This is a genomic window from Tahibacter harae (genome assembly GCF_024437735.1).
GTDB lineage: Bacteria > Pseudomonadota > Gammaproteobacteria > Xanthomonadales > Rhodanobacteraceae > Tahibacter > Tahibacter harae.
Window position 1 is genome coordinate 41733 of sequence record NZ_JANFQO010000012.1, and the last position, 22994, is coordinate 64726.

Sequence of the window (22994 nt, forward strand, 5' to 3'; positions counted from 1 at the left end):
GCTGCAAAGCGCGTTAGTATAACGAGCGCCTTGCCGTCCCACAGGAACCGATATGGCCACCATTCCCCAGCGCCCCGCCGCGGCCAACGCGCCGGTCGCCGCCAGCCCGGTCCGGCTGGGCCTGCACGGCCGCCTGGAACTGGACGAGACCCTGATGGCCCTGGTCCAGGACGGCCTGCTCGCCACCGACGACGCCCGCCGCATCCGCGCCGATTCGCGCAGCGGCAAGGACAAGCTGGCCCTGCATCCGCTGGTGCTGGTGGCCAATCTCAAGCCGCCGGATCAGCGCACGCCGGAAAAGACGCTGGGGCTGGAGATACTGACCCAATGGCTGGCGGAAAAGGCCGCCCTGCCCTATCTGCGCATCGATCCCATGAAGATCGATGTGGCCGCGGTGACCCAGGTCATCTCGCACCAGTACGCCACGCGCTACCGCATCCTGCCGGTCGCGGTCGCGCCGGACAAGGTCACCATCGCCTCGGCGGAACCCTTCGACACGCGCTGGGTGCACGACCTGGGCCATATCCTGCGGCGCGAGATTGTGCGCGTGGTCGCCAGCCCGCTGGATGTCAACCGCTACCTCACCGAGTTCTTCGGCGTGCAGCGCTCGATCCAGCGCGCCAAGGATGCCAAGGGCGACAGCGGCTACGACCCGTCCACCCTGCTCAATTTCGAGCAGCTGCTGGAGCTGGGCAAGTCCGGGGACATCGGCGCCGACGACCGCCACGTGGTGCACATCGTCGACTGGCTGCTGCAGTACGCGCTGGATCAGCGCGCCTCGGACATCCACCTGGAGCCGCGCCGCGACGCCGGCAATATCCGTTTCCGCATCGACGGCAACATGATCAAGGTGTTCGAGTTCCCGCCGCCGGTGATGACGGCGGTGACGGCGCGCATCAAGATCCTCGGCCGCATGGACCTGGCCGAGAAGCGCCGGCCCCAGGACGGCCGCATCAAGACCCGCTCGCCCGGCGGGCGCGAGGTGGAACTGCGTCTTTCGACCATGCCGACGGCCTTCGGCGAGAAGATCGTCATGCGCATCTTCGACCCGGACATCGTGGTCAAGGAGTTCCGTCAGATCGGTTTCTCCATGGACGAGGAAAACCTCTGGCGCGCCATGGTCGAGCGGCCGCACGGCATCGTGCTGGTCACCGGCCCCACCGGCTCGGGCAAGACCACGACGCTGTATTCCACGCTCAAGCATCTGGCGACGCCGGACCTGAACGTCTGCACGGTGGAAGACCCTATTGAAATGGTCAGCCCCGAATTCAACCAGATGCAGGTGCAGCCGGCCATCGACCTGGATTTTGCCTCCGGCGTGCGCACACTGCTGCGCCAGGATCCGGACATCATCATGATCGGCGAAATCCGCGACCTGGAGACCGCGCAGATGGCGGTGCAGGCCTCGCTGACCGGCCACCTAGTGCTGTCCACGCTGCATACCAACGACGCGCCCACGGCGGTGACCCGATTGCTGGACCTGGGCGTGCCGCACTACCTGATCCAGTCGACCCTGACCGGCGTGGTCGCGCAGCGCCTGATCCGCACGCTTTGTCCACATTGCAAGACCACCCTGGCAGTGGATCCGCGCGCCTGGGACGCGCTCACGCACCGCTGGAACCTGGCCCTGCCCGAACGCACCCAGGGACCGGTGGGCTGCCTGGAGTGCCGCAACACCGGCTACCTGGGCCGCACCGGCATCTACGAGATGATGCGCATATCGACCAAGCTGCGGCAGCTGATCCAGGCCGATACCGACCTGATCAAATTCGGCGAGGCGGCGCTGGCCGAAGGCATGCGGCCGCTGCGCATCTCCGCCGCGGCCCAGGTCGCCCGCGGCGTCACCACGGTGGCCGAGGTGATGACGGTATTGCCGCCGATCGAATAAACCCATGCAGAAACTGCTGATCCTGCAGACCGGCTCCACGCTGCCGCAACTGGCCGCACGCCACGGCGACTTCGCCGCCTGGTTCGCCCGCGGCGCCGGCCTGGGCCGCGGTGAATTCGATGTGGTGCGCTGCGACCGCGGCGAGGCGCTGCCGGCCGCGACGCGCTATGCCGGCGTACTGGTCACCGGCTCGGCCAGCATGGTCACTGAACGCGCCGACTGGAGCGAACGCAGCGCGGAATGGCTGGCCCGCCTGGTACACGCCGACACCGTGCCGGTGCTGGGCGTGTGCTACGGCCACCAGCTGCTCGCGCACGGGCTGGGCGGCACGGTGGACTGGAACCCGCGCGGACGCCAGATCGGCACCAAACCGCTGAGCCGCTCCGCGGCGGCGCGCGGCGATGCGCTGTTCCATGGCCTGGACGAAAACTTCCGCGCCCAGACCACGCACCAGCAGGTGGTGACCGTGGCGCCGCCGGGCGCAACGGTGCTGGCGAGTTCCGCGCTGGATCCGCACCAGGCCCTGCGCCTGGGCGAGCGCGCCTGGGGCGTGCAGTTCCATCCGGAATTCAGCGCCGGCATCATGGCCGGCTATATCCGCGGCCGCAGCGAGCGGCTACGCAGCGAAGGCCAGGATCCGCAGACCCTGCTGCGCGAATGCGGACCGGCCCCGGCGGCGCGCCGGCTGCTGCGCCGCTTCGTGCATTTGGCCCGCTCGCGACGCGACTGATCCCAAATTTCCACCTGCTGCAAAACCGGGATTGCCGGCGGCCGGCTGTCAGGCACAAGTCATCACGTATTTTTTGGATCGACAGGCACCGCCGGCGCAGGGCGGCGTACTGCGCGGCCCGCCGATGCGCGGGCCGAAATGCCCTGTCAGCCGGACGCGGTGCAGCAAAGTCCACGTCCCGCGACGCTGTCTTGGCGACAGATGCAACTCGTTTTGACGGATTACAACGTCACAACGGGTCAAATACACAAGTGGCGTATTCGACTTTGGTCGCGTAGGCCGAAAGTAATGCAAAGCCCCAAAACGCCGAACGCCGCGCAAATGGCGCGGCGTTCGTAGCGGCCAGCAGGCGGCGCAGCCGCCTCGGCGTGGTGTTGCAGAAGTGCTTACTTGCGGGCCTTGCCGCCCTTGCGCAGGCCGGCCAGCGGATCCGGCAGCTTCAGGCCGCCCAGATAATCATTGATGGCTTCGTTCGTGACGTCATACAGCGGGCGGCCCATCACGGCAGCGGCGGCCTTGAGGCTGTCGCGCATGCGCTTGGAGACGCGCAGGCTGGCGTCGCGAGTATCTTCGTCAACAGCGGCAGCTGCGGCGGCGGACTTTTTCATAATTTTCACCCTGAGTTAAGAAGTGCTGCTACGTGTATTGCGGGATTAGTATACGTGGCAGTTGGATGAAAAACCGGCAATGGGCCGGAGGCACATGTTACGAATTGTAAATCGCCCGTAACACTGAGCCGTTGCCGCTCCGCTTTACGCAGGGACGCCGCGGGAAAACCATCAGGCAGCGGTATCGACGGCGCGCGTTGCCACCATGCGGGCCGCAACGATGCCGACTTCGTAGAGCAGGCACATGGGAATCGCCAGCATCACCTGCGATACCACATCCGGCGGCGTGAGGATGGCTGCGATCACGAAAGCGCCGACGATCACGTAGCCGCGGCTCTCGGTCAGCTGCGCCGGCGTTACCCAGCCCAGCGCCACCAGGATCACCACCGCGACCGGCACCTCGAAGCAGAGGCCGAATGCGAAGAAGATCACAAGTACGAAATCCAGATATTTGCCAATGTCCGTCATCATGGCCACGCCTTCGGGCGTGATCTTGGCCAGGAACGAGAACACCATCGGCAAGACGAGAAAGTACGCAAACGCCCCGCCCAGATAGAACAGGACAACACTGGACACCAGCAACGGCAGGCCCAGGCGCTTCTCGTGGCGGTACAGGCCGGGCGCGACGAAGGCCCAGAGCTGGTACAGCACCACCGGCATGGCGATCACCAGCGCGGTGCAGAAGGCGAGTTTCAGCGGCGTGAAGAACGGCGAGGCGACTTCGATCGCAACCAGCTGGCCGCCGGCGGGCAGGTTGCGCAGCAGCGGCTCAGCCAGCCAGGCGTAAAGCTTGTTGGCGAACGGCAGCAGTCCCAGCAGCACCACGCCGATGGCGAGCACTGCCTTGAGCAGCCGCGAACGCAGTTCGATCAGGTGGGAGAAGAACGACGCTTCCGCGCCGGGGTCGTGCTCAGCTTCGCTCATCGAGCTTCCTGCCGACTTCGCTGGTGGTGTCGCGGAACTGGTCGGCGGTCTTGCGCAGTTCCTCGCTGGGGTCGGCTGCGGCAGCCGTCTCGCGCATGCTGCGCTTGAGTTCCTCGGCGGCCAGTTCGCGCTCGACCTCGTTGCGCACATTGGCCCAGCTGTTGCGCGCGCGGCGCAGCAGCGCGCCGACCGTGCGCGCGGCGCCGGGCAGGCGCTCCGGGCCGAGCACGATCAGCGCGACAATGCCGATCAGCACGAACTCGCTGAAGCCGATATCGAACATCGCGGCGGCTTATTCGGCTTTTTCGCGCTTGGCTTCGCTGACGGTCTTTTCCGCGTCGGGAGCGGGATCGGCCTTCAGCTTGGGGGCTTCTTCGTCATCGCCCTGCAGGCCTTTCTTGAAATCGCGCATCGCGCTGCCGAGATCGCCGCCCATGTTGCGCAGCCGCTTGGTGCCGAACACCAGCACCACGATGAGCAGCACAATCAACCAATGCCAAAGGCTGAAACTTCCCATTACCCACTCCTGCATTTGTGGTCCGCCGACCCGGAAAGATCGGCGGCGTCGCATCCGGTTGGAACGGCCGCGGCGGGCGGCGCCCGCTCGCGGTTTTCCGGCCGTGCCGGCTGTCACATCCCCGCGGCGGCGCTCCGCCGGGCTGGCTGGCCGGTGGAAAGACGCTGTCAGGAACGGCAAAGCGCGACAGTGTAGCCGCGCTTTGCACAGGGGTCATGACGCCGCCTGTTCACTCGGCCGATTGCGCAGTGTACTCCTCCAGACGGTCGCGAAAATCGACCACGACTTCCGGCACATTGGCCACACCGCCTTCAAAGATGCGTCGCGGCGTGACGCCGCTGCCGAACACGGCCTGGTTGGAATCGTGATCTATGGATATGACCGAACCGTCGAGGGCGACACCGGCAAACAGGCCGCGGGCGCGCGAGTAGGAATAGATCTCGGCCTTGAGCTGGGCGTCGGTGGAGGCCTGGGCCGAACGGCCGACCGGCCCGGCGGCGGCCGAGGCATCGGCGCCGAGGGTGAATTTGCCGTGCACGATGGAGTCGACGCCGCGCTTGCTGCGGAACACCAGCACCACGTCGGTGGACTGCACCCCGGCCTGGAAGCCGACGCTGCCGCCGGTCATGGTGATGAAGCTGGGATTGGACCAGGTGCCGTCGGCGCCCTTGACCACGATCAGGCCGTGGCCGCGGCGGCCGCCGACGACCAGGCCGGCCTTGATCAGGTCGGGAATCACGGCGATGGCCTGGGCCTCGGCGAGCAGGTTGGTCGGGATGCGCCGGTCCGGCGCCTGCATGATCTCGTCCAGTACCCGGGTGGCTTCGCGCGCGCGCTTGGCCTCGGTTTCGCCGGCCAGCGCGGCGCCGGCCAGCAGCAGGCTGCTCAGGAGGATCAGGAAACGGGCTGCGGTTCTGCTCACGGAAACCTCGCGGTGGACTCGGGAAGCCGGCGCCGCCGGCAGGCGGAAAAATCGCGGCAGAAGGCGCCCGCGATCGCAGGCATGGTCCCCGCGGCTGCGGGAATCGGCGCTTAACGCAGGACGCGGCGGCGCAGGCCGAACCAGGCGCCCAGGGCGAGCAGGCCGCCCAGCAGCAGGTTCAGCGGCGGCGAACCGGCGGGAACCGGCTGCGGATCCGGCGTCCCGCGCGGACAGGCCTGCGGCGGCGCAATGGCCAGGCCGAACAACGGCACGCCGCGCAGGTCCTCGGGGCCGGTGATCGGGCCCAGGATGCTCATGAAGCCGCTGCTGGCGTCGATGCGGGCCAGGTCGCTCCAGTCCGGCGGAAACGGATTGGCAGCCGGCGGCGGCGGCGGGATATAGCTGACCGCGGCCCACAGCGTCCCATTGGGATCGAAGGCTGGCCAGACGGAAGAAATCTTGTTGGCGGTGGCGGCCGGGAGATTGAACGAACCCACCGTGGTGACCGCGCCAGTGGCCGTGTCGACCTTGAACAGGGACGGGTTCTCGTAGTCGCCGGTGCCGAACAGTTCGCGGCCGCGCGCGGCCAGGCCGGTGAGGCGCACACCGGTGGAACCGACCAGGCTGGTCATGCCGGTATTCGGATCCACGCGCCAGAGCTTGCGGTTGACGCCGGAAGCCAGCCAGGCCGAGCCGTCGCAGGTCACGGCATAGGACAGGTCCATGGCATCGAAGCGCGCCGGATCGCCCTGACCGGCCAGACCCAGGGAGCCGACCGGCGCCGTGGTGGCGCGGCGGTAGTCGATCTGGAACAGGGTCTTGGTGTTGTCCGAGGCGCCGAGCAGGCGGCCGTCGGGGGAAAAGGCCAAGCCCTTGATGAGAACAGGAAGCCCGGCATAGGCGCCGGTGGGACCGACCAGGGTTGCCTTGCCGGTAGCCAGGTCGACGCTGTAGATCTGGTCAAAAGCCGGGGCGAGCGCAAGCGGATCCGCCGTAGCCGCGGATGCGGCCAACAGCGAAAGCAGTGCCGCAGCGGCAGGGCGTGCGCGCAGGCTCATTGTCCACCGTCTTTCTTTTGTTATCGTTCTGGTAATCGTCGGCCGGTCGGGCGCTGACACGGCCGGGCCAGTCTAGCAGCTTCGCGCCCGCCGGCAAGCCGGCTGAACGCCCGCCGCACGTAACGCAGCCACCCCTGGGAAGCCATGTTCGGAACAACCCGTTATCACGCCCCGGCGCGGGCGGCAGACGAGAGCGGCCGCATTGCCGTCGTGCTGGTCAACCTGGGCACGCCGCAGGCGCCGACGACGGCCGCGGTGCGGCGCTACCTGGCTCAGTTCCTGTCCGATCCTCGGGTAGTCGAGCAGCCACGCTGGCTGTGGCTGCCGATACTGTACGGGGTGATCCTGCGCCTGCGCCCGGCGCGCTCGGCGCGGGCCTATGCGAGCATCTGGACCGAAGCCGGCTCGCCGCTGCTGGTCTACAGCCGCGCCCTGGCCCAGGCCCTGGACCGCGCCGCCGGCGCCGCCAGCGGCGGCCGCATCAGCGTGCACCTGGCCATGACCTATGGCGAGCCTGGCATTCCCGCCGTACTGACCGAACTGGCCGACCAGGGGCTGCGCCGCGTGCTGCTGCTGCCGCTGTACCCGCAGTACTCGGCCACTTCGACCGGCGCCGCGCTCGATGCCGTCGCCGACACCCTGAAGACCCTGCGCTGGCCGCCGGAGCTGCGCACCGTCAGCGATTACCACGACCAGTCCCTGCATGTGGAAGCGTTGGCGCGCAGCGTGGAACGGCACTGGCAGAGCCACGGCCGCGCCGAGCGCCTGCTGCTGTCCTTCCACGGCATACCCCGGCGCTGCGTGGAACAGGGCGACCCCTACGCCACCCAGTGCCGGCGCACGGCCGAACGGCTGCGCCAGCGCCTGGGCCTGGACGAGGCCGGGCTGGTGGTCTCGTTCCAGTCCCGCGTCGGCCGTGAGGAATGGCTGAAGCCCTATACCGACCAGACCCTGGCCGAGCTGGCCCAGAACGGCGTGCGCTCGGTGCAGGTGCTGTGCCCGGGCTTTGCCGTGGATTGCCTGGAAACCCTGGAGGAGATCGCGGTGGAGAACCGCGAGCGCTTCCTGCACGCCGGCGGCGAACGCTACGAATACATCGCAGCCCTCAACGACGGCGAGGATCAGGTCGCAGCCCTGCTCGCGCTGGTGCTGCAGCACTGCCAAGGCTGGTCCGCGGCGGAGACTGCCCATGCCGCATGAGCTGCGCCTGGAACTGCCGCAGCTGAACCTGGCGGCGCTGAGCTGGGGCGATGCCGCGCTGCCGCCGCTGCTGGCCGTGCATGGCTGGCTCGACAACGCAGCCTCGTTCAGCACGCTGGCGCCGCTGCTGGCGCGGCATTTTCATATCGTCGCCATAGACCTGCCCGGCCATGGCCGCTCCGACCACCGCCCGCCCGGCGGCTGGTATCACTACGTCGAATACCTGGCCGACCTGCAAGCCGTCGTGGCTGCGCTGGGCTGGTCGCGCTATTCCCTGCTCGGCCATTCCCTGGGCGGCGCCACGGCCAGCATCTTCGCCGCGGCCCAGCCCGAGCCGGTGGACAAGCTGCTGCTGATCGAATCGCTGGGGCCGCTGACCGCAGCGCCGGAATCCGCCCTGGAACAGCTGCGCCGCGGCCTGCGCCAGCGCGCCGAGTTCGGCGGCAGGCCGCTGCGCGTGTTCGCCGATGCGGAACCGGCCGTGCGCGCCCGCATGCAGGCCAACGACCTCAGCCAAGCCGCCGCCCGCGCCCTGGTCGAGCGCGGCCTGGCCGCGGTGCCGGGCGGCTGGTCCTGGTCCAGCGACCCGCGCCTGACCCTGGCCTCGCCGCTGCGCTATACCGAGGCGCAGATCCAGAACATCCTGCGCGGCATCGCCGCACCAACCTTGGTAGTGCTGGCCCAGCCGGCGACGTCCTACCTGCCCGACAGCCTGATGCAGGCGCGCGCCGCCTGCGTGGCCGATGCGCACGTAGTGCATCTGCCGGGCAATCATCATCTGCATCTGGAGAATCCGGAGCCGGTGGCCGCAGCGATACGGGATTTCTGCGGACTGGACGGTTGAGCCGCGCCCAGGCGCCTGCCGCTCCGGCCTGATCGCCGGCCGTCGGACCGCAGGTGGGCAAGCTGGGCGGCTCCGCGGCCGCCGCAGACCCAGCGTGCGGCTACGCTCTGATCGCCGCCCTCAGCCGCCGATCAGCCGCGCAAGCTCCGCCTTGAGCGCGTGCCCCTTCTCGCGCAGCCAATCGCGCTGCTCCTTCCATTCCGGATAGAAGCTGGCGACCAGGTTCCAGTAGCGCGGCGAATGGTTGCGGATCTTGAGGTGGCAAAGTTCGTGGATCACCACGTATTTCAGCGCCGCCGGCGGCGCCAGAGCCAGGGCGAGGTCCAGGGTCATGCAGTCGCGCGTGTCCAGGCTGCCCCACAGGCTTTTCAGCGGCTTGACCCGCACCGCCACCGGCGAAGCCTGCAGTTCGCCGGTATAGCGCGCCAGCAGACGCGACACGTCGCGGCGGATCTGGGTTTCCAGGTAGGAGCGCAGCAGGCCGCGCGCCGCCGGCAGGGCGCGCTTGCTGTGCGAATGCGGCAGGGTCAGGACCAGCTTCTCGCCGTCGTGGGCGACGCCCGGAAACACCCCTTCGCGCCAGACCATCTGGGTGGTCTCGCCGCGCAGCGGGATCAGGGTGGGGCTGCCGGGCTGCAGCGGCGGCGGGCCGCCACCGTCGAGCTGGAGCTGGTCGAGTTTGCGCTCCAGCCAGTCCACGTGTTTGCGCAGAAAAGCGAAAACCTGGGCCGGATGGGTGCCTTCCGGATAGGACAGACGGGCGCCGCTGGAAGTCACGGTCAGGCGCAGGCGGCGCGCCTGGGGATGGGCCTTCTTCAGCACCTTGATCGTCTCCCCGTTCGGGGTGGACAGTTCGAGGTAGTTGTCGTCCGGGGTCATGCCTGCTCCTCACCGCCGCCGCGCCGGTGGGCGCGGCGGTGCAAACAGCCTATCCCTCGCCTTGCCGGCCGCCCGGAGGCGGCCGTTCCTGCCGTGAAGTCTGCGTGGCCGGTGTTTCAGTGATCTGTCGGCCGCGGCAGCTTGAACCATTCGTCCAGCTTGGCCAGCAGGCGCTCGACTTCCAGCGTCATCAGCGCCATGCGCGAGTCCAGCTCGGCGGCGGCCGAATCGGCGTCGGTCTCGTTCAGCTCGTCCAGCACCTGGTCGAGGAAGCGCAGCTTGCGGATGACGAGATCCTCGCCAAGCACCAGGCTGATGCGGTCGTCGAAGGTCAGGCCAAGCTGGTAAACCTGCTTGCCGGTCTTCAGGTGCTCGCGCACCTCGTCGGTTTCAAGGTCCTGGCGGCGGCAGCGCACGATGGCGCCGGATTCGGCCGGATCGCGCAGCTCGCATTCGTCTGCCAGGGCCAGGCCCGCCGGTAGCTTGCCACTAACCACCCAGTCCGTCATCAAGGTGCGCGGCGACTCTTCCGGCGCCATCGGGGTGGCCGGGAAGCTGCCCACGGCCTCGCGCAGCTCCGACAGCATTTCCTCGGCCGATTTGCGGCTGGACGTGTCGACCACCAGCCAGCCGTTCTTGAGGTCGGCATAGGCCAGCATGCGGAACGGCTTGACGAAGGCGCGCGGCAGGAAGTCGGTGAGGATTTCGTCCTTCATGCGCTTGCGCTCTTTCGCGCCCACGCGACGGCCTTGTTCTTCGGTGATTTTCTGCAATCGTGCAGACAATTCCTCGTTGACGACCGAACCCGGCAGCAGCTTGTCCTCGCCACCCAGGGCCACCAGGACGAAGTTGCCGGCACGGTGCGCCAACAGCTCGGCGTTGCGCCCGTGCGGCGAGACGAAACCGCGCGTGGACTGCTCCAGCGGGCCGCAGGGCCGCAGGCGCTTTTGCTCAAGGTGGGTTTCCAGCTCGGCCAGGGATGCAGCCATGGCCTCGGAAAAGCGGAACAGACTCAGATTACGGAAGAACATGGAACCCCTGGAGGCAGGCACCCGGCCCGCCGTGGCAATGGAAAGTCATGGGCTGAAAGCGGGCCGCCGAACCTAGTCCGGCGCCGTCTCAGATCCTGCGTCGGCCGGCTCGCCGCGCAGCCAGTCCTGGCCGCTGAGGCGGGTGCCGCCGCGGCTGCCCAGGCTGGCGAAGTCGAACAGGTTGCGGTCGGCCAGCTGCGAGGGCGACACGTCGCCGATCGCGCGGAACACGTTCTCGACCCGGCCCGGGAACTTGCGCTCCCACTCGCCCAGCATGGCCTTGATCGCCTTGCGCTGCAGGTTCTCCTGCGAGCCGCAGAGGTTGCACGGCATGATGGGAAAGCCCTTGAGCGCGGCGTAGTCGGCGATGTCGTCCTCGCGGCAATAGGCCAGCGGCCGTATCACCACGTTGCGGCCGTCGTCGGAGCGCAGCTTGGGCGGCATGGCCTTGAGCTTGGCCTGGTGGAACAGGTTGAGAAACAGGGTCTCGACGATGTCGTCGCGATGATGGCCCAGGGCGATTTTGGTGAAGCCCTCGGCATGGGCATGGTCGTACAGGTTGCCGCGGCGCAGGCGCGAGCACAGGCTGCACATGGTGCGGCCCTCGGGCACCACGCGCTTGACCACGCTGTAGGTGTCCTGTTCCAGGATGGTGTATGGCACGCCGGCCGATTCGAGATAGCGCGGCAGCGTGTCCGGATCGTAGCCGGGCTGCTTCTGGTCCAGGTGCACCGCGTGCAGCTCGAAGTTCACCGGCGCCTTGGCCTGGAGCTGGCGCAGCAGGTCCAGCAGGGTATAGGAATCCTTGCCGCCGGACAGGCAGACCATGACCCGGTCGCCTTCCTCGATCATCTGGAAATCGGCGATGGCCTGGCCGGCTTGGCGGCGCAGCCGCTTGGCCAGCTTGTTGGCGTTGATTTCCTGCTTGCGGGCGGCGACGGCACTCATGGGCGCATGGCGGTACTGAAACCGGCCGATTGTACCAGGGCTGCCCGGCCCGGGCCGGCCGCCTCAGGCCGGGCCGGCGGCGCGGATGCAGTCGGCCGGGGAGAAGCGCGTGGTGGCGCGCGGCGGCATCCTGCGGCAGCGGCTATACCTCGCTCGGCGATGGCGCAGACGGCGCGCGTATGCGCAGCCGGACTGGGGGCAATCTGCGCCGTCGGGGAGTCGTTGTCGCAGGCATGCTGGACAGCGTTGCAGCGGAAAGCGACAACAAGTGGTTAAGCGGCGCATCGCCAGGAAGAAAGCGCGAAACTGCCTCTCCCCAGTTCAGCCGGGGTGAGCGGGGCGGGTGCCCGGTAGCGCAGATTCTGACGCTCCCGGACGCTCTACCGGCCGGTGAGGATTGCGGTACGAGGCGACGATCAGCGCACCTCTTCGTTTGGATTTTCACCAGAATATTCAACCCGAAACCAGATTTCTTCGCGACCGAAGCGCTGCCTCGTCACCTACCCCTCGCCCCCAAGCGCGTAAACGCGCTTGGGGGCGAGGGCTTTTGCGTGCGGCTAGTCGCCTGCGGACGACTCACCACCACGCCGCGTGCGACGGCGCCAGAACAGGAATCCCGTCACCAGCAACACCGCCGGCACCAGGCCGCCGAGTGCGATCAGCGTGCGATAGCCCTCGCCCAGTCCGCCGCCCATATGCAGCGGATAGACCGCGTAGTTGGCCCGCGTGCCGGCGCCCTGGCGGGTCGCGTCCATCACGGCGAGCACCTTGGCCTGGTAAGGGTCCAGCCAGACCGTGCTGCGGCCTACCGGATGCCATTCGCCCGGCATGCGGGCACGCACCGAAATCAGCGCGTTGTCGGCCCGCGGCAGACTGATCCGGCGCAGCTGGGCTTCGGGTAGCGCCGCCTGGGCTGCAGCCATCACCGCATCCCAGTCGATGGCGCGGCCGGGTTCGGGCTTGAGCGGCGGCGGTGCCTTGACCGCGCCGGAACTGCCGAACAGCCAGCCCAGGCTGGCGCGGGAAAAACCGTCGTAGACCATCAGCGTGCCGGTGCCGGCCAGCAGCAACAGCAGCGGCAGGGTGAGTGCGCCCAGGCTGCGATGCCAACTCAGCCAGCGCCGTAGCGGCGGCTGTGCATGCCAGCGCAGGCTTTCCAGCCAGGCACCGGGCCGCGGCCACCACAGGTACACACCGCTGAGCAGCAGGAACAGCATGCCGATGCCGCAGATGCCCAGCACCGCCTCGCCTTGCTTGCCCGCCAGCAGGTGCACGTGCAGATCGCGCAGCCATAGCACCGCATCGCTGCGGGTGCTGCGCTCCAGCAGCACGCGGCCGTCGCCGGGATGCAGGTACAGGCGCAGGCCGTCCTTGGCATAGGCCTGCCACACGGGCAGGCCGGGCCGGGGCGGCTCGGCCGAGGACACGCCGCGGCTGTCGGCCTGCAGCAGGGTCAGCACCTTGGCGTCGGCGCGCGTTTCCTGTTCCAGCCCGGCGAACTCGCTGCGCGCAGCCAGCAGCTCCGGCTGATAGGCGAGCAAGGTGCCGGTCAGGCCGAGCATGGCGAACACCAAGCCGATGCTGAGCCCAGTCCACAGATGCAGCCATTTCAGTACACGGCGCATGCGTTCTCCCGGCGGCGGCGCGGCGCGGAAATCAGAAGCGGTAGTTCCAGCCCAGCGACAGGCTGCGGCCGCGGCCGGCGGCGTAATCGTCGTTGGACGGCGTGGTCTGCGAGTAGTAGGTGATGTACTGGCGGTTGGTCAGGTTCTCCACGCCGGCACTGAGCGTGCCCAGCGGCAGGCTGTAGCGCAGTTGCAGATCCAGCGTGGTGTAGCCGTCGAAGCGCGCGATGCGGCGGCCGGCAGCGTTGTCGAAACTGCGGCTGTGGTTCTGGCTGGCCTGCAGGCGCGTGGCCAGATTCTCGCTCCAGCGCTGTTCCCAGTAGGCGTTGAGCCGGTCCGGTGCGATGTTGATGCCCTGCAGATCGGTGTCGGGCCGGCCGCCGGGAACGCTGGCGTAGGAGCCGTCGGCGGCGGCGTAGGCCAGGCCGATCTTGCTGGCGCTGCCCAGGCGCAGGCCGAAGCTCGCTTCCACGCCGTTGATCTTGGTCGCCTGGCGCTGGACATTGTATACATCGGTTGCCGGATCGTAGACCAGGATGGAACCCAGGTCCGAATCCGACCAGTACGCCGCAAGCTGGCCCGACCAGCGCCCATCGTCGTATTCGATGCCCAGCTCGCGATTGTCGGAAACCACCGGCGTGAGATCGACCAGATCCTCCACGCGCTGGTTGGGCCGGTTGATCGCGCGCAGGATGCGGCCTACGTCGGCGACGTTGTAGCCCTCGGCGTACGAGGCGTACACATTCAGCGCGTCGGTCACATGCCAGACCGCGCCGAGGTTGGACAAGGTCTCGCTCATGCGCGGCTCGCCGCCCTGCACGCGCTGCGGGCCGTAGGACGGCAGCGTTGTGTAATCGTCCACTTTGAGCTTGCCGCGCTCGTGGCGCAGGCCAGCCGCGAGCATCACGCTGTCGCCCAGCCAGTATTCGGCCTGCAGCAGCGGCGAGACGCTTTCGTAGACCGTGCGCGGCACCCAGTCCAGGTCGCTGATCTGCAGGTGCTGGTAGGTCTGGTCGCGGATCAGGTCCAGGCCGACGGTAAGGCGCAGCGGCAGGCCGGCCACGTCGCCGCGCGACCAGGAGAACTTGCCGCCTTTTTTCTGCGACACATTCTGCGACTGGTCCAGCCAGGTGGAATTCGGATCGGTGCCGTAGAAATTGCGGAACAGGCTGCCGCCGAACAGGGCCTTGAAATCGACCCAGAACAGCTGCGCCAGCAGATTGCCGCCGGCGGCGCCGGCGCTGTAGTCCAGGCTGACCGAATCGCTGCGGTTGCGCGCCGGCTCGCCCAGCGGCACGCCCTTGACCGAGGTCGCCGGCCGGCCGCGCAGGTAGTCGCCGGGGCGCGAGACGTAGTCGCCGTCGCCCTGCAGGTTGTAGCGGTTCACGCTGAGCTGCAGGCGCTGGCCTTCCGCTGGCGTCCAGCCCGCCTTGGCGTAGAGATCGTAGCTGTCGGCATCCATCAGCTCGCCCTGCACCGTGTTCACCGCGATGCGGCGGCCTTCGGCGTCGTAATAGATGCCCTGGCGCGCGTAGGCCGCCCCGGCGACCAGGTCGAAGTCGCCGCTGTGCGCGCCGAACAGGTAGGCCGCGCGCCAGCCGCTGCCGTCGGCGCGGTCGGGCAGCGCGGTGCTGGCATTGAGGCTGAGTTCCTGGGCGCGGCCATCCTCGGCCGGTGCCTGCTTGGTGATGATGTTGATGATGCCGCCGCTGCCGCCCAGGCCGTGCAGCGCGTTGGAGCCGTGGATGATCTCGACGCGCTCGATGAAAGCGGGATCAATGGTGTGCGCATCGCGCGAGCCGTCGCGCAGCGGCGTGGACTGCGGCACGCCGTCGATCAGATACAGCGGCTGGCGACCGCGCAGGCTCTCGCCGAAGCTGGTCAGCTTCTGCCGCCCCGGCGCGAAGGCCGGCACCAGATTGGCCAGCACCACGGAAAGGTCGTTGGTGAAGGTCAGCTGCTGGCGCAATTCCTCGGCCGTGATTACGGTGACGGTATTGGGCAGGGCCGCTTCCGAATCCGGCGAGCGCGAGGTGGAGGCCGAGACGGTGATGCGCTCCAGCTTCTCGGGCGCCGAGGCATCCACGGCCGCAGCCGTATGGGAGCAGGCCAGGGCCAGGGCGAGGCAAAGCAGACGGCGTGAGGTCATTGCAGGATCGGAGGACTTCGGGGCGCGCATGTTATTGCGAACCATTCGCATCAACAAGCGGGACCGGCGCGGCGTTCGCCCCAGCCAGCCTGCGCCGCCTTACGAGCAGCCGCGCAAGCCGGCTACACTCGGCCGAATCCCTACGCTCAGCGCCAATGCAAAGCCAGGATCCTGCCGAAATCACCCGTCAGCTGATCGAACTGCGCATCGAACACCGCGACCTCGACGCGGCGATCCAGCGCCTGTCGATCGACAACGCCAGCGACGAGCTGCAACTCAAGCGCCTGAAGAAGCGCAAGCTGCGCCTCAAGGACATGATCGCCTATCTGGAAAACCAGCTGATTCCCGATCAGCCGGCCTGAGCCGCCAGCGCCGGGGCGGGCTGGGCCCGCACCAGTCCGCGCGGGAGGCCGAACACGATGGAGACCAGCGCGGCCAGGGCCAGCAGCCAGCCGTAGTGCACCTGGCCGACCAGCTGCAGCGGCGAAGCCTTGGCGATCGAGGCCGCCAGCAGGATCTGCGCGCCGTAGGGCAGCACGCTCTGGGTCACGCAGACGAACACGTCCAGCAGGCTGGCCGCGCGCGCCGGGCTGACGCCGTGCTTCTCTGCGATTTCCCGCGCCGTGCTGCCGCTGATGAGCAACGCAACGGTGTTGTTGGCGGTGAACAGGTCGGTCACCGTCGCCACCGCGGCGATGGACACCTCGCCGCTGCGCCTTCCCGCGTGGCCGCCGGCGAAGCGCGCGATACGCGCCGCTATCCACGCCAGCCCGCCCTGGGCCCGCACCAGGGCGGCCAGGCCGCCGATCAGCAGGGACAGCAGGGTGATCTCGAACATGCCCTCGAAGCCGGCGTAGATATCGTTGCTGAAGGTGGCCAGGCCGTAGCCGCTCTTGAACACCAGCCCGGCCGCACCGGCCAGCAGCAGGCCCACGCTGAGCACGATCAGCACGTCTATGCCGATCAGGGCCAGCACCAGCACGACGAGGTAAGGCAGGGCCAGCCAGGGCGAGGCCGGCGTCACCTGCGGCGGGGCGCTGTTGCCGCCAAGCACCGCCAGCAGTACCAGGCAGGCCAGGGCGGCCGGCAGGGCCAGCCAGAAATTCGCGCGGAACTTGTCGCGCAGGCTGGCGCCCTGCAGGCGCGAGGCGGCGATGGCGGTGTCGGAAATCACCGAGAGGTTGTCGCCGAAGGTGGCGCCGCTGAGCACCGCGCCCAGGGCCAGCGCCGGTTCTATGCCGGCGGCCTGGGCCACGCCCAGCGCGATGGGCGCGACCGCGGCAATGGTGCCCATGGACGTGCCCATGGCCAGGGCGACGAAGCCCGCGACCAGGAACAGCCCGGGCAAGGCCAGCCAGGACGGAATCAGGCTCAAGGTAATCCAGACCACCGCATCGACGCCGCCGATCGCCTTGCTCACCGCGGCAAACGCACCGGCGAGCAGGAAGATCAGGCACATCAGCATCACGTCGCTGTTGCCCATGCCACCGAGAAAGGTATCCAGCGGCCGCGCGCGCCGGCCCAGCCACAGCGCCAGGGCGATCGCCGGCAGGATCGCGATGGGCGCACGCAACTGGTAGAAGGCGTCCGCATGGCCCTGCCAGGTGAACCACAGGCCGGTGCCGAGAAACAGCACCAGGAACAGGCCCAGCGGCAGCAGCGCACGGGCGGAAACGGGGGAAGACATGGCGATTCCAGAACAGAAGTGGGGGCGCGGGGCGCCTTGCTGCATAGCAGCATAGACGGCTGGACGGCCATACGGAAATGTCAGCAGACCGGCCGCATATGTCGATTTGGACATATGCCTTCTCCACCAGGAGCGGATTTATTACTGCGCTGCGGCCAGCCTGCCCACCTCGGCGCTGCCGACACGCGCGTCCAGGCCGAATACCTCGGCACGCAGCCGGCCGGCCGCGCCGTCGAAGTCGGCATCGCTGATCTGCACCGCGGCGAACACCGTGCCCGGCGGCGCGAACCGCGGCGACAGCCGCAACGGCCGGTGCCGCCAGAGATCCCCCAACCACAGCAGCGTGGCGGCGGCGCCGACCCAGTATTCCCAGGACCGCGGCGCGCTTACGTCCGCGGCCCTGTATCAGGCGGCCCTGTCCGCCGCCGCAGGCGGCGGCGGCGCCGGCTTGGGCTCCGGCGCCAGCTTGAGTATGCCGTGGCGGATCTCGCGGCTCAGGATCACCTTCGCATCCTTGGCTACGATGTTCAGCGCGGCATCGAAATCCAGCTTGCCGGCGTCGTCGGTCCAGATCACCTTGCGTTCGCGCAGTTGCTGGATGAAGCCCTTGAACAGCGCCTTGTCGAAGAACTCCGGTGCGTTGAGTTCGTGCAGCAGGGTCAGACGCTGCGCGGTCAGGGTGCAGAGGTTTTCCAGCTCGGCCGAACTGATCGTATGCGGGCCGTGCTTCACCAGTACGGCGATGGTGATGTAGTAGCGCTCGAAGGCCTGCAGCAGGCTGTGGGCCAGCGTGCGCAGCTGGAAGGCGGCATCGCCCTGGCCGGCACCGCGGTTGAGCACGCGGCCTTCGGCATCCAGTGCGATCACGCCGCGGCGGATGAAGAAATCCAGCGTGGCCTGGATGCGCTCGATGAAGCCGGCCTCGTCCCAGGGCAGAAACAGTTCGGACTGGATGAAGGGATAGATCAGCCGCGACAGCCGCAGCAGCGAAGCCCGCGCCATGCGCCGGTTGTTGATGAAACAGCAGGCGATCCAGGCCGAGGCGGCGAACAGGTGCAATACGTTATTGCGGAAGTAGGACAGCAACGTGGCCTGCTTGCCTTCGCTGGTCAGCACATCGCCCAGCGGGTGGCGGATGCGGCGTATCCACTGCATCTTCTCGCCGTAGGCGATGATCTGCGCCGGCGTCAGCGTGGTCAGGGTGATGCGCTCGCCGTAGGGCAGCTCGGCAAGCAGCGCTTTATACAGATCCAGTTGTGCAATCAGATCGACCTCGGCCATGGCGTGCTTGGGCGTGGCCAGCAGCGCGACGGCGAGCAGGTTGATCGGATTCACGTCCGCGGCGCGGTTGATGCTGACCTGGATGCGCTCGGCCAGGGCGTCGACGGTGCGGCCCAGCCATTCGGGCTTTTCCTCGCTGGCGCTGGCGCGCCAGTCCGGCGCCTCCTGCTGCAGCAGGTCGTCCAGGAATACCGGCTCGCCGAAGTTCACCGCGACCCGGCCGTAATGCTGGCGCAGCTTCTTGACCGAGCGCAGCAGGCCGAACAGGGATTCCTTTTCCTTGGGCTGGCCGGAAAGCTCGCCGATGTAGCTGTTGCCTTCCATCAGCTTCTCGTAGCCGATGTAGACCGGCTGGAACATCACCGGCCGGCGCGATTCGCGCAGGAAGGCGCGCAAGGTCATGGCCAGCATGCCGGCCTTGGGCTGCAGCAGGCGGCCGGTGCGCGAACGCCCGCCTTCGATGAAATACTCCATGGACACGCCGCGGCCGAACAGCTGGCTCACGTATTCGGTGAACACGGCCGAGTAGAGCGCATTGGCCTTGAAGCTGCGGCGCAGGAAGAACGCGCCGCCGCGGCGCAGCAGCGGGCCGACCAGGGGCAGATTGAGGTTCACGCCAGCGGCGATATGCGGCGGAACAATGCCATTGGTATACAAAAGCCAGCTGATAAGCAGATAGTCGATATGGCTGCGGTGGCAGGGCACGTAGATCACTTCGTGTCCCGGCGCCGCGGCGCGCACGCGCTCGAAGTGGCTCATGGTGACGCCGTCGTAGAGCTTGTTCCAGAAGCTGGTGAGCAGGAACGACAGCGAACGCACCACGGTATGTGAATAGTCCGCCGCGATTTCGAGGGCGTAGTCGTGGGCGCGGCTGCGCGCCTGTTCGCGCGGGATGTTCTCCTTCAGCGCGGTGGAGGCGATCACTTCCTGCACCGGCTCGGCGTTCACCACCGCATCGACGATGGTGCGGCGGTGGGAAAGATCCGGGCCTATGACCGCGGCGCGGATGCGGCGGAAGTGCGCGCGCAGCACGCGCGAGATCTTGCGTACCGTGCGCTCCTGCGGCTGGCCCTGTTCCTCGGCCAGCACGCTGCGCAGGCTCACCGGCTGGGAGAACTGCACATGGGTGTCGCGGCCGTTGAGGATCAGGCCAAGCAGGCGGCGGAAGCGGCCGACCACGACCCAGTTTTCCGAGAACAGCACGCTGAACCAGCCGCTCTGCCGGTTCGGTGCGCGGCCGACGAAGATCGACACTGGCACCAGCTGCACATCGGTATCGGGCAGCAGTTGCAGCTGCTGCATCAGTTCGGCCAGCGGCTCGGTCGGCGGACGCCGCCGGGCCGGGTTCCAGAACAGGCTGTTGCGCATCGAGGTGGCGAAGTAGCTGCGCTTGCGCCGGGTGGTGACGTTCTCCAGCGGCACCAGGGCCGAGGGCAGGCCGGCCTCGCGGCAGGCCTGTTCCAGGATCAGCGCATCGGAAAGGCCGTAGCGCTCGGTCACGTAGCAGACCGGCACGCCGGGCAGCAGCAGGGTTTTCGGGTCGACCGGATCGGGCTTGATGCGGATCCAGGATTCGAGCAGGCGGCCGAACAGGCGCAGTCGCCAGGGTACACGCGGCGCTTCGGCGCGCGCGGAGGAGGTAATGTCGTCCATGCGGGAATTGTAACCGGCACAAAAACGAACGCCGCCCGGAGGCGGCGTCGTTTACGTTACGGGCGCGTTAAAAGCGCCAAAAAATCAGTTACTGGTCGGAGCGGCCGGAGCCGGCGCGACTTCGGCCGGAGCCTCGTCCTTCTTCTTCAGGCTTTCCAGCATTTCCTTGCCGTACCAGCGGTCGCCGACCTTGACCAGATCGCTCTCGACCGACAGCGGGGTGTTGAGCAGCGAGTAGCTGATCTTGACCTTGGCGGCGTTCGCATCCAAGGACACGGTCTCGGCCTTGACCGAATCCAGGGTCTGGTCGATGGAGAAGCCGTACACGGCCAGCACGTCCTTCAGGCCCAGAAAGGCCACGCCGAACTTGCCCATGGCCTGCTCGTAGCTCAGGGCGCGGGCTTCGTCGAGGGTCTTGAGGTTGATCTTGCGCGCGGTGTCGCAGACGATCTTGATGGACTTCTGCGCCAGCGCCGGATCGGTGAACTTGGCGGTGGAGACCCAGTTGCCCAGCGCATCGACGGCCTGGGTGGCCTGCAGTTTCTGCGCTTCGGTCAGTTCCTGGTTCTGCTGGATCGAACTCTGGATGAAGCCCTTGCCCATGGCGACCATCATCGGCATCTGCTGCGCCATCTGGGCGTCCATTTCCTTGAGCTTGGGTTCCAGCTCGGCCCACAGCTTGGCTTCGGCGTCGGAGGCGGTCAGCTTGGCCATGTTCTCGGCGAACTTGGCCTTGTCTTCTTCCGAAGCCGGCTCCTTGTTCATGTCCTTGGCGTAGTCGGCCTTGGCCTTGGCGTATTCATCCGGCGGCAGCACGCTCTGCAGCAGCGCGTCGATGTTGCCGGCCTTCAGGTGCTGCACCGAGGCGGTGATGGCTCCGTCCGGAGTAGCAGCGGCCTTGGCCGCGGCGGCCGGCGGCGGCGCACCTGCCGGAGCTTCTTCCTTGCCGCAACCAACCAGAGCCAGACCGAGAGCCGCGGCCAGCGCGACGCGAGCGAATTTCGTGGACATGTTAATCCCCAGGGTTCAATTTAGGTGAAACAGCGATGCACTGTAGCCGAGAGCCGGCGGGCATTCCAGCAAACTTGTATGCGGCGTGGCTGGGCGCTTGGGCATTCCCGCCAAAGAAAAACCCGGATGTTCGGGTGAACATTCCGGGCAAATCCGGCATAACCGGAGGGGGAATCGCATTGTAGGGCGCGGTCGGCTATGTGGAGTTGTAGCCGCGCCTGGTTCAGGTACGGGGCGAATCGTACTTGGTGAACAAAGTTAATGCAACTCCTCAAATACCGTGCGTCAAATCGTTGTAAGAATTCGATTTTCTTCCCGATCCGAGCGTATCGGATCCGACCACGACAAGGCCCGGATCAGCCCGCGGCGGCCAGCGCCTGGGCAATCGTCGCCTGCATCGCCAGGGCGGCGGCACGCGGATCCGGCGCCTGGCGGATGGGCCGTCCGACCACGATGTAGTCGGCGCCCGCCGCAAAGGCCTCGGCCACGTCCAGGGTGCGCTTCTGATCGTCGCTGTTGCCGACCGGACGTATGCCGGGGCAGACCGTGATCAGGGCGTGGTCAACCTCGCGCCGCAGCGCGGCCACTTCCAGCCCGGACGACACCACGCCGTCGCAGCCGGCGGCCAGGGCCGCCTTGGCCCGGGACAGCACCAGCTGCTGCGGGTCGCACTGGAAGCCGAGGTCGTCCAGGTCGTGCTGGTCCAGGCTGGTCAGCGCGGTCACCGCCAGCACGCGGATGTTGCCTTTGACCTCGGCCGCCGCGCGCATCATGCCGTCGTTGCCGTGGATGGTGCAGAAATACACCGGATAGCGGGTCAGGCCCTTTACCGCCGAGGCGACAGTGGCCGGCACATCGAAGAATTTCAGGTCGACGAAGATCTTCTTGCCGCGGTCGGCCAGATCCTGCAGCACCTGGAAATACTCGCCGCTGGTGAGCAGTTCCATGCCGATCTTGTAGAAGCTGACCGCATCGCCCAGGCGGTCCATCCACTCCAGCGCCTGGGCGCGGGTGGGCACGTCCAGGGCGAAGATCAGGCGGTCTTTCACGTCGATGTTCTTGGCGGCATAGCTCATGGCTTCACTCCGTGCGCAGGGCTTCGCGGCGGATGCGGTGCTTGGTCGGCGCATCGGCGCCGCGCTCGTTGCCCAGGATCGCGCCATCCCACGAGCCATAGGTGGGATTGGGCAGCATGAACCAGCGCTCGCCGAACCAGGCCTGATAGGGCTGGGCGGCCTCGGCGCGCGCGGCCGGGGCATTGTTTTCCACGTCGATGAAGTCGCCAAGCTGGTCGCCGACCATGGCCAGCACGCGGTACTTGCGCGAGATCAGCTCGCGCCGACAACCCTTGGCGCTGCCGTTGGCCTCGCAGCCCTCTACCACGGTACCCAGGCCCAGGAACACGGTTTCCTTGTCCGACACCGGAAAGCCCGCGCTGCGCAAGTTGGCCAGCGTGGCCTCGTTGAGGTGCTGGGCGCGGTTGGTCAGGTAGAACACGGTGATGCCCTTGGCCGCCGCGGCGCGGGCGAAATCCAGCGCGCCGGGCAGGGCCATAGCGCGTTGCTCGCGGCACCATTCGTCCCAGCTGAATTCGTCGTATTCCTTGCCGTCGCGGATCAGGCGCGCCTGGTAAGGCGAGTTGTCCAGCACGGTCTCATCCACATCGACGATCACCGCGGGCTTCAGGGATTTGCTCAGCGGCTTCTTGCGCTCGCCCTTAGGCAGGGCGTCCCAGTCCTTCTGCTTCAGCGCCGCGCCGAGCTGGCGCGTGGCCTGGGCGTAGATGCCGCGGTAGCTCAGGTCATGTTCCAGCGAGGCCTGCGCCCACAGGGTCGCGTTGAGATTGGTCTCGGCATAGTTCAGGGCCGGCGGCGGCGGTTCGGCCGCTGCGGGCGCCTGGGCGTTGCGGGTGGGACCCGCCGCGCAGCCGGCCAGCAGCAGCAGGGAAAGCACAGCAGCGGAACGGAACATGCGGGTCTCCAGGCGGGCAGGACCACCGATTCTAACGGCCTTGCCCGCCGCCGGAGAAAACCCCGCGC

22 protein-coding genes are annotated in these 22994 nt (G+C 67.6%); 5 read left to right on the plus strand and 17 right to left on the minus strand.

The window, feature by feature from the left end; genetic code table 11:
• The first annotated feature begins 52 nt into the window (after window positions 1–52).
• Both tfpB and NM961_RS13695 read left to right on the plus strand, forming a co-directional pair.
• Window positions 53–1888 carry a type IV pilus assembly ATPase TfpB gene (gene tfpB, locus NM961_RS13690; protein WP_255914960.1) on the plus strand — a complete coding sequence of 612 codons (1836 nt, stop codon included), beginning with the start codon at window positions 53–55 and terminating at the stop codon, window positions 1886–1888.
• 4 nt (window positions 1889–1892) lie between these two features.
• Window positions 1893–2618, plus strand: a complete 726-nt coding sequence (locus NM961_RS13695) for a glutamine amidotransferase (RefSeq protein WP_255914961.1) — start codon at window positions 1893–1895, stop codon at window positions 2616–2618.
• A 386-nt stretch (window positions 2619–3004) separates the two neighbouring features.
• Here NM961_RS13695 and NM961_RS13700 read toward each other — a convergent pair whose 3' ends face one another.
• The 6 genes from NM961_RS13700 to NM961_RS13725 form a co-directional block, all read right to left on the minus strand.
• Entirely contained in the window at window positions 3005–3226 is a 222-nt protein-coding gene (locus NM961_RS13700) for a hypothetical protein (protein ID WP_255914962.1), read from the minus strand.
• Window positions 3227–3397: 171 nt separating this feature from the next.
• Window positions 3398–4150: a twin-arginine translocase subunit TatC gene (tatC, locus tag NM961_RS13705; protein ID WP_255914963.1), complete on the minus strand. Its 753-nt coding sequence runs from the start codon at window positions 4148–4150 to the stop codon at window positions 3398–3400.
• The gene (gene tatB, locus NM961_RS13710; RefSeq protein ID WP_255914964.1) at window positions 4137–4433 is read right to left on the minus strand and encodes a Sec-independent protein translocase protein TatB; all 297 of its coding nucleotides are present in this window, start codon (window positions 4431–4433) and stop codon (window positions 4137–4139) included. The genes tatC and tatB overlap by 14 nt, the downstream gene beginning before the upstream one ends.
• Before the next feature lie 9 nt (window positions 4434–4442).
• Window positions 4443–4682, minus strand: a complete 240-nt coding sequence (gene tatA, locus NM961_RS13715) for a Sec-independent protein translocase subunit TatA (protein ID WP_439334217.1) — start codon at window positions 4680–4682, stop codon at window positions 4443–4445.
• A gap of 214 nt (window positions 4683–4896) precedes the next feature.
• The gene (locus NM961_RS13720) at window positions 4897–5589 is read right to left on the minus strand and encodes a lipid-binding SYLF domain-containing protein (protein ID WP_255914965.1); all 693 of its coding nucleotides are present in this window, start codon (window positions 5587–5589) and stop codon (window positions 4897–4899) included.
• Between the two features lie 110 nt (window positions 5590–5699).
• Window positions 5700–6647, minus strand: coding sequence for an NHL repeat-containing protein (locus NM961_RS13725; protein ID WP_255914966.1), 948 nt, complete (start codon window positions 6645–6647; stop codon window positions 5700–5702).
• A gap of 144 nt (window positions 6648–6791) precedes the next feature.
• Between NM961_RS13725 and hemH the strand changes: the two genes are divergently transcribed.
• Together hemH and NM961_RS13735 are read left to right on the plus strand one after the other, a co-directional pair.
• Window positions 6792–7847, plus strand: a complete 1056-nt coding sequence (gene hemH / locus NM961_RS13730; RefSeq protein WP_255914967.1) for a ferrochelatase — start codon at window positions 6792–6794, stop codon at window positions 7845–7847.
• Window positions 7837–8691 carry an alpha/beta fold hydrolase gene (locus NM961_RS13735; RefSeq protein WP_255914968.1) on the plus strand — a complete coding sequence of 285 codons (855 nt, stop codon included), beginning with the start codon at window positions 7837–7839 and terminating at the stop codon, window positions 8689–8691. Before hemH ends, NM961_RS13735 begins: the two co-directional genes overlap by 11 nt.
• A gap of 120 nt (window positions 8692–8811) precedes the next feature.
• Here the strand turns inward: NM961_RS13735 and NM961_RS13740 are convergent, their stop codons facing one another.
• The 5 genes from NM961_RS13740 to NM961_RS13760 form a co-directional block, all read right to left on the minus strand.
• Window positions 8812–9570 (minus strand): M48 family metallopeptidase, encoded by a 759-nt coding sequence (locus tag NM961_RS13740; RefSeq protein ID WP_255914969.1) that lies wholly within the window; start codon window positions 9568–9570, stop codon window positions 8812–8814.
• A 116-nt stretch (window positions 9571–9686) separates the two neighbouring features.
• Entirely contained in the window at window positions 9687–10601 is a 915-nt protein-coding gene (locus NM961_RS13745) for a recombination-associated protein RdgC (protein ID WP_255914970.1), read from the minus strand.
• A 72-nt stretch (window positions 10602–10673) separates the two neighbouring features.
• Complete coding sequence (ttcA, locus tag NM961_RS13750) at window positions 10674–11549, minus strand: tRNA 2-thiocytidine(32) synthetase TtcA (RefSeq protein ID WP_255914971.1); 876 nt, start codon at window positions 11547–11549, stop codon at window positions 10674–10676.
• Window positions 11550–12106: 557 nt separating this feature from the next.
• Window positions 12107–13174: a PepSY-associated TM helix domain-containing protein gene (locus NM961_RS13755; RefSeq protein WP_255914972.1), complete on the minus strand. Its 1068-nt coding sequence runs from the start codon at window positions 13172–13174 to the stop codon at window positions 12107–12109.
• A 31-nt stretch (window positions 13175–13205) separates the two neighbouring features.
• Window positions 13206–15323: a TonB-dependent receptor gene (locus NM961_RS13760; RefSeq protein ID WP_255914973.1), complete on the minus strand. Its 2118-nt coding sequence runs from the start codon at window positions 15321–15323 to the stop codon at window positions 13206–13208.
• 155 nt (window positions 15324–15478) lie between these two features.
• Between NM961_RS13760 and NM961_RS13765 the strand changes: the two genes are divergently transcribed.
• Complete coding sequence (locus tag NM961_RS13765) at window positions 15479–15685, plus strand: YdcH family protein (RefSeq protein ID WP_255914974.1); 207 nt, start codon at window positions 15479–15481, stop codon at window positions 15683–15685.
• On the opposite strand, the gene NM961_RS13770 is transcribed toward NM961_RS13765, so the two are convergent.
• From NM961_RS13770 to NM961_RS13795, 6 genes are all read right to left on the minus strand, one after another.
• Complete coding sequence (locus NM961_RS13770) at window positions 15673–17010, minus strand: Na+/H+ antiporter NhaC family protein (protein ID WP_255914975.1); 1338 nt, start codon at window positions 17008–17010, stop codon at window positions 15673–15675. The two genes, NM961_RS13765 and NM961_RS13770, sit on opposite strands and share 13 nt — an antisense overlap.
• A gap of 141 nt (window positions 17011–17151) precedes the next feature.
• On the minus strand, window positions 17152–17316 hold the full coding sequence (locus NM961_RS13775) for a hypothetical protein (protein ID WP_255914976.1): 165 nt from the start codon (window positions 17314–17316) through the stop codon (window positions 17152–17154).
• Window positions 17317–17415: 99 nt separating this feature from the next.
• The gene (gene plsB, locus NM961_RS13780) at window positions 17416–19944 is read right to left on the minus strand and encodes a glycerol-3-phosphate 1-O-acyltransferase PlsB (protein WP_255914977.1); all 2529 of its coding nucleotides are present in this window, start codon (window positions 19942–19944) and stop codon (window positions 17416–17418) included.
• A gap of 84 nt (window positions 19945–20028) precedes the next feature.
• On the minus strand, window positions 20029–20955 hold the full coding sequence (locus NM961_RS13785; RefSeq protein WP_255914978.1) for a hypothetical protein: 927 nt from the start codon (window positions 20953–20955) through the stop codon (window positions 20029–20031).
• 356 nt (window positions 20956–21311) lie between these two features.
• Entirely contained in the window at window positions 21312–22031 is a 720-nt protein-coding gene (gene pyrF / locus NM961_RS13790) for an orotidine-5'-phosphate decarboxylase (protein WP_255914979.1), read from the minus strand.
• A gap of 4 nt (window positions 22032–22035) precedes the next feature.
• Window positions 22036–22926, minus strand: coding sequence for an HAD family acid phosphatase (locus NM961_RS13795; protein WP_255914980.1), 891 nt, complete (start codon window positions 22924–22926; stop codon window positions 22036–22038).
• Window positions 22927–22994: the final 68 nt, after the last annotated feature.